Raw genomic sequence first — 11,975 nt, 5'->3', positions numbered from 1 at the left:
GCATGGCCCAACCATCCCAGATGCATCTGCTGCTGTCCGGGCCGCACCCGCGCGTGGGCGGCGGCGTGGTCGCGCACTGCGGCGCGCTGGGCGACGCGCTCGTGCGCCTGGGCCTGCACGTCCAGCAGGTACACGTCGGCGCCGGCCTCGACGAGGATCAGACGCTCGGTGCCAAGCTGCGCGGTGTGCAAAGCCTGCTGCGCGGCCTACCGAACTTCGCGCGGCGTGCGCGCGGCCAGCTCGTTCACCTCAACCCGTCGTTCACGCCCAAGGCGGTCCTGCGCGACGCGGCCCTGCTGATCGCCGCGAAAGTGACCGGCGCGCCCACTGTCGCCGAATTCCACGGCGGCATGCCCGACGACGTACCCGGGATACTGGGCCGCGCCGCGCTGCGCGTCCTGATGAATGCCGACGCGCTGGTCGTCATCAACCGCCTGCAGGAGCGCGCCCTGGCCGCACGCTACCCGGCCGCGCGCGGCCGCCTGCACCGCATTCCCAACGGCGTGTGCCTGCCGGACGTGGACGTCGACCAGCTCATTGACGGGCGCCTGGCGAACCCGACGCTGCTGTATATGGGCCGCCTGCTCGAGGAAAAGGGCGTCCTCGACGTGATCCGCGCTGCCGCGCACCTGCCCGGCGTGCAGGTGGACGTCGCTGGAGATGGCCCGGCCCTCTCTCCAGCGCAGGCCCTGGCCTCCGAACTGGGAATCGCCGGGCGCGTCACGTTTCACGGGCACGTCGGCGGAGAGGCCAAGGAGGCGCTGCTGCGCGCCGCGTCGCTGTTCGTGTTCCCGTCGTACTACGCAGAGGGGCAGCCGATCGTGCTGCTTGAAGCACTGGCGTGGGGCATCCCGGTCATCACCTGCGACCTGCAACCGCTCACAGACCTGATCACGCCGGAATGCGGGGGCCTGGTGCCGCCCCGCTCGCCCGCCGCCGTCGCCGACGTCGCCCGCCACCTGCTGTCGCGCCCCGAAGTCTACGCGGCTGCGGCGGGACACAACCGCGCGCTGGCCGAACACGAGTACGACCTCGAACTGGTTGCCCGGCGCTTCGTGCAGCTTTACCGGCAGGTGCAGTGGAGGCGGACATGACGCGGCAGCAGCAATCAACGTTACAACGCTGGCGCTGGCGCTACAGGCGGCTCAGGGCAATGTCGATCAGGGAGGTTATGTGGCGGGTTACGGTGGAGCGCACCAAGGCACAGTGGCGGGCAAGGGGCCTGCCGGCGCCGGAGCGCGTGATGTTTGAGCGGCTTCCCCAGCAGGGATTTTTCGGCCTGCCCCTGACCCCGGCTGAGCTGAGCACTTTGGCCGGCAACGCATCCCACAGCGCCGTCTTACAGGAGGCAGAAGAGATCTTGCAGGGCCGCTGGCGCTTTTTTGCCTTCGCGGACGCCCCGACTGCGCCCACCCCGGACGGCATGACCGACTGGCACCGCTGCGACGTGACCGGCAAACGCGCCAACCCCGACGCCTTCGGGCCAACCCTGGACTACCGCGACCCGACCGTGGTAGGCGACATCAAGATCATCTGGGAGAAAAGCCGCCACCACCACACCACCCTGCTGGCCGTCGCGTATGCCCTGACCGGCGAGCACCGCTACGCTGCGGGGGCCGTTGCGCGCGTCGCCGACTGGATCCTCGCCAACCCCCCGCTGCGCGGCGTCAACTGGGCCAGCGGGCTGGAAGTCGGCCTGCGGCTGATGGCCTGGGCCTGGGTGTATGAGCTGCTTCGCCCCCATCCCCAGTGGACGACGTGGTTCGGCCCGGACTCACCGCTGTGGCCCAGCGTGTACCAGCACCAGACTTTCCTCGAGGGCTTCGAATCCCGCGGATCATCGGCGAACAACCACCTGCTCGGCGAACTCGCCGGACAGTACGTCGCGAGCGTCACGTGGCCCGTCTACCCGGAATCCACCGGGTGGCAGCAGTCGTCCAAGGCCGCCCTGACCCGCGAGAGTGCCCTGCAGTTCTTCGAGAGCGGCGTCAACCGCGAGATGGGCTTCGGGTACCACGTGTTCGCCACCGAATTGCTGTTGCTGCCCGCCCTGCTCGGCGAGCGGTCTGGCGACGCCTTCGCCCCAGCGTACCTGGCCCGGCTGGCCCGCTCTCTGCGCGTGATCGGTGATCTGCGCGGCCCCGGCGGCCTGCTGCCCCGCTACGGCGATGAGGACGAGGGCCTGGCCGCGCAGCTTGAGGCCCGCAACAGCCCGCGTGTGGACGGCCTGCTGCGTGTGGGCCGCGACTGGCTGGGCGTCCCGGTGGCCGAGCCGGCGGGCGGCCATCTGAGCGCCGCGCTGCTGCTGGGCGCAAAAAGAGACGAGCTGCGCGCCGAACCCGCCGCCCCCGGCTCCTTCGCGTACCCCGACGCCGGACTGTTCGTGCTGGACGCCGGCGGTCCCCCCCACCGGAACGTGCGGGTGCTGGCCGACGCCGGCCCACTGGGATACCTGAGCCTCGCCGGGCACGGGCACGCCGACGCCCTGGCGTTCACGCTGTCCGTCGGGGCACAGCCGGTCGTCGTGGACCCGGGGGTCTACGCCTACCACGCCGACAGCGTGTGGCGCAGCTACTTCCGCTCGACGGCGGCGCACAACACCCTGGAACTGGACCTGCAAGACCAGAGCGTGCAGGCCGGCTCGTTCCTGTGGGCCGACAAGGCGGCGGCCACCCTGAAAAGCTGGACACCGCTGCCAGACGGCGGGCAGCTTGGCGCGGCACACGACGGCTACACCCGCCTGCCCGGCGCGCCCGTCCACACCCGCGAGTTTGAACTGCGTGGCCGCTTTCTCACCATCACGGACCGCGTGACCGGGCAGGGCGAACACCACCTGCGCCTCCACCTGCATCTGCACCCGGACTGCGACGTGCAGCCCGAGGCCAAGAGCAGTTACTGGGTCACCTGGGACACCGGCGCGCTGCGCGCCACTTTCGATCCACAACTCAGTGTCCACCTGGGCCGGGGCGAACACGACCCCGCCTCCGGCGCCACCCCGCTGGGCTGGTACTCCCCCCGCTACGGCCTCAAAGTGCCGAGTCCCTCCTTCCGCGCCACCCTCACTGCCACGCTGCCCATCACCCTCGTCACCACCCTGGAGATCCTATGAACCCCATGAATATCGCCGTGTTTGGCCTCGGATACGTCGGCGCCGTCACCACCGCCTGCCTCGCGCAGCGTGGCCACCACCTGATCGGCGTGGACGTCAACCCCCTCAAATGCGAGTTGGTCGCGTCGGGCCGCTCCCCGATCATCGAACACGGCCTCGACGACCTGCTGCTTGAGGGCGTCAAGGCCGGGCGCATCCGCACCACCACCAGCGTCCACGACGCCGTGCGGGAGTCGGATCTCAGCATCATCTCCGTCGGGACGCCCAGCCTTCCGAACGGCGGGCTGGACCTGTCGTATGTTTACCGCGTATGCCAGCAGATCGGCGAGGCACTGGCCGATATCCGCCGCCCACACGTCGTCGTGCTGCGCTCCACCGCACTGCCTGGCACCACCGAGACCTGTCTGCAAATTCTCAAGGACGCCGCGCAGGGCACCGAGGTGAGCATTGCCTTTAATCCAGAGTTCCTGCGGGAAGGCAGCAGCATCAAGGACTTCGACGCGCCCGCCTACACCGTCATCGGTACCGAGGATCCCGTCGCAGAGGCGGCCGTGCGCGCCGTGTACGCCGGTATCGACGCGCCTTTCCACGTCGTTGCGCCGCGCGTCGCCGAGATGGTCAAGTACACCGCCAACGCCTTCCACGCCCTGAAGATCACGTTCGCCAATGAGATCGGCGTGCTGGCCAAGCAGATGGGCGTCGATGGCCGCGACGTGATGGCATTGATCGTCCAGGACACCAAACTCAACGTCTCCCCGGCATATCTGCGTCCCGGCTTCGCGTACGGCGGCTCGTGCCTGCCCAAAGACGTCAGCGCCCTGCTGCACCTTGCCCGGCGCGAGGAACTGAGCGTGCCGCTGCTCGCCTCGCTACCGCAAAGTAACCGCGACCAGATTGAGCGTATCGCCACGCAGGTGCTCGCCACCGGCGCGCGGCGCGTCACGGTGCTCGGCCTGGCCTTCAAGGCCGGCACCGACGACCTGCGCGAGAGTCCCGCCGTGGAACTCGTCGAGCGCCTGATCGGGCGCGGCTGCGACGTGCGCATTCTGGACCGCGCCGTGCAGAGCGCCACGCTGGTCGGCGCCAACAAGGAATACGTCGACCGTCGCCTGCCGCACGTCTCTTGCCTGCTGACAGACGACCCGGAAACGCTCATCCATGACGCCGAGGCCATCGTCGTCACCCAGAACCAGCCGGAATTCGTGAAACTGCTTGCGGGCGTGCGCGAGGGCGTGCCGGTCTTCGACGTCTGCGGCGTGGCTGTACCCGCTCACGTGCAGTTGCGCGGCGTGGCGTGGTGAGCGCGCACGCCCGCGCGCCGCGCGTCCTGATCGTCGTCGAGAACCTACCAGTGCCCTTTGACCGCCGCGTGTGGATGGAGGCCACCGCCCTGCGCGACGCCGGACACCACGTCAGCGTCATCTGCCCGGTCGGCAAGGGCCACGAGGCCCTCCGCGAGACCCTGGAAGGCATCGAGATCTACCGCCATCCACTGCCCCCGGAGAGCAACGCCGGCCTGGGTTTCATCCGCGAGTACCTCGTGGCGCTGTACCACGAGACTCGCCTGGCGTGGCGGGTGCGCCGTGAGCAGAGCTTCGACGTGCTGCACGCGTGCAACCCACCGGACCTGATCTTTCTGGTCGCCGCGCCCTTCAAGGCGCTGTTCGGCACGCGCTTCGTGTTCGATCAGCACGACGTGAACCCGGAACTGTACATCACCAAGTTTGGCCGCCGCGACCTGGGCTATCACGCCCTGGTGCTGGCCGAACGCCTGACCTTCGCCCTGGCGGACGTCGTGATCTCCACCAACGAGTCCTACCGGCAGGTGGCCCTCACCCGGGGCCGCAAACGCGCGGATCAGGTGTTCGTCGTGCGCAGCGCCCCCAGCCTCGAGCGCTTCTCCCCCCGCCCCGGCGGCGAACACCACCGTGACGGCTTCCGCCACCTGGTCGGTTACCTGGGTGTGATGGGTCCGCAGGAAGGTGTCGACGTGCTGCTGCGCGCCATCCGCCACCTGATCGACGCTGGGCGGGGCGACGTGAAATTCATGCTGATCGGCGGCGGCTCCAGCCTCGCGGACCTCAAGGCCCTCGCCGCGCAACTGGGCCTTGGACGCCACGTCGAATTCACCGGACGCATCCCCGACGATGACTTGCTGATGCGCCTGAGTGCCTGTGACCTGTGTGTCAATCCAGATCCCCTCAATCCCCTGAACGACGTGTCCTCCATGAACAAGATCGTGGAGTACATGGCGCTCGGCAAGGCCATCGTGCAGTTCGACCTCAAGGAGGGCCGCGCGTCTGCCGGTGAGGCGTCGGTCTACGCCCAGCCGAACGACCCCGCTGCGCTCGCCACGGCCATGGCCGAACTGCTTGACGATCCCGGGCGGCGCGCCGCGATGGGTGAGGCCGGACTGCAGCGCATGCGCACCAGCCTGGCGTGGTCACACCAGATCCCGACGCTGCTCGCCGCGTACAGGCGGGCGCTGACCACCGGCCGGGCGACAGCCGCCCGCCACGGACTTCGGTCATGAGGCCCATGACTGCCCGCTGCGTGCTGAGCGCCCTCATTCTCGCGGCGGCGCTGCCTGCCACCGCTGGGCTTGTCGCGAACCCAGCCCTACGTCTGGAAGCCGAAGCAGGAATGGGGAACACTGGCGCGCCCATGCAGGAACGCGTCGGTTCCGGCCCCGCGTGGATCAACCGCGTGCCTGCCGCCAGCCAGGGCCGCGAGGTCATGATCGCTGGCCAGGACGGCGCAGTGCGGTTCACGCTGCCGCGCACCCTGAGTGCCGGCACGTACACCGTGGCCGTCACCGGGTATGGTCAGGCGTTCGACGGTGCCCCGATTCTCGCGGTACTCGTCAACGGCATCCAGAAAAGCCGCGTCACGCTCGACTGGGCCGCGCGAGCTACCACCTCTCTGAGGGGCGTGTCGCTGAAGCCGGGCGACGTCCTGGAGCTGCGCTTCGTCAACGACGCCTACGGCGGCGAGGGCAAGGACCGCAACGCCGTGCTGGACTACGTTCAACTGAGCGCAGAGAGCACTGCGCCTGCTTTCAAAACCACGGCCAGCGCGCCCGCTCCAGTCGTTAAGGCTTCTGCTGTCAAAGCGCCCACAGCCAAGCCCCCCCTTGTGAAGGCTGCAACCCCCGTCGCGAAAGCCGCGCCCGCTGCAGGTTCAGCCACCGTAAACGTACGCTCCTTCGGGGCCACCGGGAACGGCAAAACCGATGACACCGCCGCCCTGAACCGCGCCATGGCTTCCGGCGCGGCCACCGTCGTGTTCCCCGAAGGCCAGTACCTGGTCAGCGCCCCGGTGATCGTGCAGGGCAACAAGCGCGTCATTAAGGCCGACGGCAATGCCCAGCTCGTCGCCGCCTCCTCGTTCCGTGGCGTTCCCGGACAGCAGCGCGGCATGCTGTGGCTGCGCGGCGTTAGGGACGTCACTGTGCAGGGCCTGAGCATCGACGGGCGCAAATCAACCCTTCCCGATCAGGACGACACCCTGCTGATCCAGGGGATTCTGGCCACCGGCAGCGATACATTGATCTTCAGGGATCTGAAAATTCAGGACGTGACTGCTGACGGCATCGCCGTGCTGGACTCCAGCAATGTGCTGACTGAAGGGAATCAGATCACGGGCACAGGCCGGCATGGAATCTGGACTTTCCAGACCAACAATCAGGTACACCGGCGCAACACGGTGACCGGTCTGGGCTTCACCGGCAGCGACGACCGGCGGCGGCGCGGCGGCGGCATCGCGCTGCTGGGCACCCTGGGTAACGGCTTCATCGCCACCGACAACATCCTCAAGCAGAGCAGCGACACGGCCACCAAAACCGAGGGAATGAGCCAGGTGGAATACCGTGGGAATACTATCGACACCTTTGGCAAGGACGGCATCAAGGTCATGCCCTACCCCCCGAAAGTGGCGTCCATTCGTGACGTGCTGATCGAGAAGAACACCATTGTGGGCATTCACCCCTGGCGTCCGGACGGCTCCGGGTACATCGTGCTGCAATCGGTGCAGGGTGGCCGGGTGCTGAACAACACGGTGCAGGGCAGCAAGGGTGAGGGAGAGCCTTATCAGGAAGATGCGGTGCGTGTCAACACCTATGCCTCCGGCCCCCAGTCGAGCCAGATCGTCATTGAGGGCAACGATCTGCGGGACACGCGCCGTGGTGTGCGGCTGGCCAGTGACGGCGCGGTGGTGCGGGGCAACACCATCAGTGGAACGTCTCCGTGGTCACGCAGCGGCCTGATCGTCTCCGGCCAGCAGGTGCAGATTCTGAACAACACCTTCAAAGGTGAAGTGGTCGGCGTTCTTCTGGACAAGGGCATCCGGGCGACACGGGTGCAGGGCAACACCTTCGAGAACCACGAGCAGGCCGCGATCTACGCTAACAACGAGAATCCCGACACAGCCGTGGTAGACAACCGCTTCGGAAGCGGGATCAATATGGCCGTGGCCGGACAGATCAACCCAGGCGAGAACTGCCGTGGCAATACAGGCGGCTCCTGCCCATGAGATTCAGGTGGCTGCGCCGGTGATCCGTATGGAGATGGAGCAGGACCGCCGGACGACGCCTGAGGGTCAAGTGTTCGGTGGTCTCCTGAAAAGCCAGACGTCTGGCTTGCATGGCCTGAGGCGGGACATACCTCAAACCGTGGCGTGGTTCTGAAAAGGGCACGGCTGATCTTCAGCGGCACGGGAAACCCGACTTTCAATATCGCGCGTTCAAACAGAAAAACATGGGGGCGATGCAGTGCAGACGGCAGCAGAGGCAGGCAAAATGCGTTTTGAATCATTGACCGGCCTCCGGACACTGGCCGCCGTCTGGGTGGTGATCTACCACTTCAAAGAGGAAATTGTCAAACTGTTTCCACACCTGCCAGCGCCGTTGCTCGAGTTTGTCAACACCGGTGGTCTGGGCGTCGATGTTTTTTTCGTGCTGAGCGGATTCGTGATCAGCTACAACTACGCCACGACTTTTAAAAATTTCGACGGAAAAACGTACCGCCGTTACCTCTGGCTGCGGCTGGCGCGCATCTACCCGCTGCACCTTGCGGTGCTCTTCGCCTACGCTGCGCTGCTGTTCATCGCCTCCCGTGGATACGGCACTGTCAACAATCCTGAAGATTTCACGCTCTCCAGTCTTCTGACTTACCTGCTGCTCATTCAGGCGTGGGGGTTCGAGATCGAGGGTTGGAACAAACCGGCCTGGTCGATCACCGCAGAGTGGTTCGCTTACCTGACCTTCCCGGTGACGCGCGCCCTGACGGCCCGGCTGAGTCCTGGCGGCCTGCTCCTATGTTCGGTCATGGCCCTGGTCCTGGTGCCCATCATGGCGGCGAACGCAACTGGCGCAGCGCTGCACTTCGTCAATATCACCCGCCTCATCTGTGAATTTACTGTCGGCTGCTGCCTTTACTGGATGCATGCAAAAGGGATGGGCCGCCACCTGCCGTGGTCACCCATTGCCGCCGTTTCCTTGCTGGCCGTGCCTGTGGTGGCAACCGTGTGTTCTTCCCTGGGCGTGATCTCATACTGGGCGACGTTGCCCATCGGCGTGATGGTGTATGCGCTGATCCAGGCGCGTGGCCCCATCGCCACCTGGCTCAGCTCACGGCCCATGGTGTTCTGGGGTCAGGTCTCGTACGCCGTGTACCTGACCCACCTGCTCACCCGCAGCCTGCTGACCCGCGTGATCAACCCGGACGCCTTTGTGGACGCCGCCACACCCGTCAAGATTGGCGTACTCCTCGCCTTCGCGGTAGGCATCGGCACTGTGGCCACCCTGGCGTTCCTGTTCATCGAAGAACCCGCGCGCAAGTGGATGCGCCGCCGCTATGACCAGCGGATCAGTGGGCGGGTACCTGGCGCTGCCATCCAACCGGAGCAGCGTGGATGACCACAGAGAACAGGAGGGCCGATCCCGCACCGCCCTGAGACCATGCGGCACCATGCAGCGCTCCTCCCAGGAATTCCCGGGAGGAGCGCTGTTTGAAACCACCGCGTGCCGGAAGCGGCTTAAGGTGTGACGGTGACGCTGGACCCAGCGACGACCTGACGGCGATAGCTGCTTGCGAAGGTATTGCCTGAAATGCGTCCCTGGTTGCCGCTGTTCGCGGCATAGATGCCGACATCGGATCCAGACAGCACGTTTGCTGTCACGTCGGCCTGGGTACCGATGTCGTACAGCACGGTGATATTGGCCCCACTTCTGAGTTCGGGATTGCTGCTCAGGCTGATGCCCCTGCCGCCCAGCACCGCCGCGTACCCGGTGGACTGGACACGGTTGCCCGAGATCGCCAGGTTGTCGGCATTCATCCGCAGACCGACGACAGAGTTGCGGATGGTGTTCCCGGTGACCTGAATGTTGCTGGAGCGGGGACCCGAGCCGTAGGTGTTCACGCGGATGCCATCCTCGTCACGTGAGCCGCCGCTCCCGCCCGTTCCAGTCACGGTGTTGCCCCGCACAGTGCCGCCAATGACCGACTGCATCAGGATGCTGCCAGAACCCTCGGGAACCCAGCCCCGGTAGCCAGAAATGGTGTTGCCTTCCACGACCGCATTGCTCACCTGAGTAACGCCCGACGGCGGGTGGGGCATCACTTTGATCCCGTCTTTCCCGAAGACATTGACCGTGTTGTCCCGGTAGACCACATTGTTGACGGCTTCGGTCTTGGTGCCCGTGTCGCCCGTATTCGAGATGGTGTTCTGCTGAGCGAGGAAGCCGGTTCCGACGGTGGCGAGAATGCCGATACCGCCGTCGGGATTTTGTCCCCGGCCAGTCACGCTGTTTCGCAGGAAGCGCACGTCATTGCTTTTCCAGCTCCAGATGCCGTGCCGTCCGTTCGCGCTGATGGCCGAGTCCTCGATCTGCACACCCTGCGAGTCCACGATGGTCACGCCGTTGGTGGGCGCGCGGCCCACGGTCATTCGACTGAGGGTGACCTGCTGGCTGCCAGCCACACGCACGCCATCAATATCGGACCCAGCCGAGGAGGTGTTCACGCGGTTGCCCTGGACGGCGAGGCCGCTCATTTTCACGTTGCGGCTGTTCTTGACGTACAGAACCGCGTTGTCCCTGTCTCGCACGAATCCCGCCACGGCCTGGAGCGTGGCCCCGCTCCCGCTGACAGTCTGATTCTGAAGGCCGTCGAAGACAATCACACCTCTGGTCAGGTACGTTCCAGCGGGGAACACGATGTCTTTTCCGCGCGTCGCGGCGGCGCGGCGCAGGGCGGCGGTATCGTCGGTCACACCGTCACCCTTTGCACCGAAGTCCTTGACGCTCACAGCGTTTGAGCCGGTGGGAACAGGAGTGGGTAGAGGGACAGGAGTGGGTGCGGGGACGGGTGTGGGCACAGGAGCAGGGACGGGGGCAGGGGCGACCGAGGGGTTCGTGACGAGGACCTCGCAGACCTTGCTTATTCCATAGGCTGGATCATGACCAAAGAAGTCGTTGGTACATTGACCACTACCGGTGACGGATTTCGCAATCCAGCTTGATCCCTGGCCGTAGCGGACGGTCTGCGTGCCGGACACGGTGAAGGCCGCACCTTCCGTGGCGAGCCGCGTGTAATTCCCTGACGGAGCAGGAGTGGGTGCGGGAGACGGAACTGGTGCGGGCGCGGGAACCGGCGTCCCGGACCCCCGGAGAGTCAGGGTAACGTAATCGATGACAGCGTTGCGATCCTTGCCACGGCCTGCGTAGGCGTCGTTGATAAAGGTGACGCTGACGCGGTCCCCTGCCTTGAGGTCCAGGGGGGGAAGCGTGAAGTCACCGTAGCTCTCAGAGGTCAGGGTCACCCTGGTCTTTTCAGTCCCATTGATGCGGACGGAAACGATGGGGCTTCCAGCGTACATGACGCCCCGGCCACGGAGGTTCACAGCGTAATTGCCAGTGGCGAAGTTGCTGGCAACCGTGAACTGCACCGTGCTGCCGTTTCCGAGGAGGTTGACAGCCTTGCCCCCGCTCGCTGCCTTGTCATCAATGATTTCGCCGCCTGTGGGCGCGCCAACTTCAACTACACCTTGCCCCAGCAATGTCTCAATGCCTGCGCTCTCTGCTTCAAAGGTTGCTGTACTAGAGACTGCGGGGACCATCACAGACGTGACATCTGAATTCGCTGCGTTCGGGGTGGTCTCAGTCTGACTACAGGCGGCCAGGAGTGTGGCACTGATCATAAAGATGGATGTAATTTTTAACAAGTTCCTTTCCATAAGTTAACCTTAGCCCAGTTACATTCAACTTCATATTACAAAATTCACGCATGGATCTTAATAGAGCAAATTGTCAGAGTTCTGACAGAAAAATAATAGATATACAGTCGAATTACTTTCGGAAATCGTAGAATAAAAGAATTTTTTGAATATATCTATGAAGACAGATACCTTTCAATGAAAGATTTCTACACTCCTGTGAACCCTAGCGGATCTTTATGAGTGGAGTTCTGGAAAGATGTGTGAAGAGAGGGGCATGAACGCTGGCTGACCGCACTCAGTCGACGGAATCTGATGAGTAACTTGTTCTGGGTCAACAGCTAAAAAAGGTGGATTCAAGTTGCTAGCGCACAGCGTGACCCGGAGGGGCTACGCTTTCTCTGTCAAAGGAGAAAAGCATGTGCTACCACCGGTTCACACTGCCCCTACGCTATCAGCTCCAGGCACTTCACCAGGCCCAGCAACCCATCCCCGCCATCGCCGCTCAACTCGGCTTCCACCGCACCACCATCAGGCGCGAACTGGCCCGCGTCTCGCCCTACGACGCTGAACTGGCCCACCACCAGGCCCATGACGAACAGGAGCGTCGCCATCACCTCAGGATTCAGGAGAGCGTCTGGGACGCCATCAATGA

The 11,975-nt window shown here is 64.9% G+C and carries 8 protein-coding genes; 7 read left to right on the top strand and 1 reads right to left on the bottom strand.

The window, feature by feature from the left end:
* The first annotated feature begins 2 nt into the window (after positions 1–2).
* From Q319_RS0123735 to Q319_RS26010, 6 genes are all read left to right on the top strand, one after another.
* Positions 3–1,094 carry a glycosyltransferase family 4 protein gene (locus Q319_RS0123735; protein ID WP_162178719.1) on the top strand — a complete coding sequence of 364 codons (1,092 nt, stop codon included), beginning with the start codon at positions 3–5 and terminating at the stop codon, positions 1,092–1,094.
* Positions 1,095–1,243: 149 nt separating this feature from the next.
* Positions 1,244–3,109: a heparinase II/III family protein gene (locus Q319_RS26015; protein ID WP_162178718.1), complete on the top strand. Its 1,866-nt coding sequence runs from the start codon at positions 1,244–1,246 to the stop codon at positions 3,107–3,109.
* 5 nt (positions 3,110–3,114) lie between these two features.
* The gene (locus Q319_RS0123725; protein ID WP_029484826.1) at positions 3,115–4,410 is read left to right on the top strand and encodes a nucleotide sugar dehydrogenase; all 1,296 of its coding nucleotides are present in this window, start codon (positions 3,115–3,117) and stop codon (positions 4,408–4,410) included.
* Positions 4,407–5,642, top strand: a complete 1,236-nt coding sequence (locus Q319_RS0123720; protein WP_051655751.1) for a glycosyltransferase family 4 protein — start codon at positions 4,407–4,409, stop codon at positions 5,640–5,642. The genes Q319_RS0123725 and Q319_RS0123720 overlap by 4 nt, the downstream gene beginning before the upstream one ends.
* A 5-nt stretch (positions 5,643–5,647) precedes the next feature.
* Positions 5,648–7,639, top strand: a complete 1,992-nt coding sequence (locus Q319_RS0123715; protein WP_029484824.1) for a right-handed parallel beta-helix repeat-containing protein — start codon at positions 5,648–5,650, stop codon at positions 7,637–7,639.
* A gap of 280 nt (positions 7,640–7,919) precedes the next feature.
* Positions 7,920–9,023: an acyltransferase family protein gene (locus Q319_RS26010; protein ID WP_162178717.1), complete on the top strand. Its 1,104-nt coding sequence runs from the start codon at positions 7,920–7,922 to the stop codon at positions 9,021–9,023.
* A gap of 119 nt (positions 9,024–9,142) precedes the next feature.
* On the opposite strand, the gene Q319_RS26730 is transcribed toward Q319_RS26010, so the two are convergent.
* Entirely contained in the window at positions 9,143–11,224 is a 2,082-nt protein-coding gene (locus Q319_RS26730) for a right-handed parallel beta-helix repeat-containing protein (RefSeq protein ID WP_245619463.1), read from the bottom strand.
* Positions 11,225–11,739: 515 nt separating this feature from the next.
* On the opposite strand from Q319_RS26730, the gene Q319_RS27760 reads away from it, so the two are divergent.
* On the top strand, positions 11,740–11,975 hold a 236-nt coding region (locus Q319_RS27760; RefSeq protein WP_156039590.1), incomplete at its 3' end, for a helix-turn-helix domain-containing protein.

Source organism: Deinococcus marmoris DSM 12784, from assembly GCF_000701405.1.
GTDB lineage: Bacteria > Deinococcota > Deinococci > Deinococcales > Deinococcaceae > Deinococcus > Deinococcus marmoris.
This window is presented reverse-complemented; position numbering and strand designations above follow the sequence as displayed.

Bases quoted from the DNA above. Each gene is read 5' to 3' on its own strand.
- Q319_RS0123735 (WP_162178719.1), top strand. From the start codon at position 3: ATGGCCCAACCATCCCAGATGCATCTGCTGCTGTCCGGGCCGCACCCG.
- Q319_RS26015 (WP_162178718.1), top strand. From the start codon at position 1,244: ATGTTTGAGCGGCTTCCCCAGCAGGGATTTTTCGGCCTGCCCCTGACC.
- Q319_RS0123725 (WP_029484826.1), top strand. From the start codon at position 3,115: ATGAATATCGCCGTGTTTGGCCTCGGATACGTCGGCGCCGTCACCACC.
- Q319_RS0123715 (WP_029484824.1), top strand. From the start codon at position 5,648: ATGACTGCCCGCTGCGTGCTGAGCGCCCTCATTCTCGCGGCGGCGCTG.
- Q319_RS26730 (WP_245619463.1), bottom strand. From the start codon at position 11,224: ATGGTCCCCGCAGTCTCTAGTACAGCAACCTTTGAAGCAGAGAGCGCA.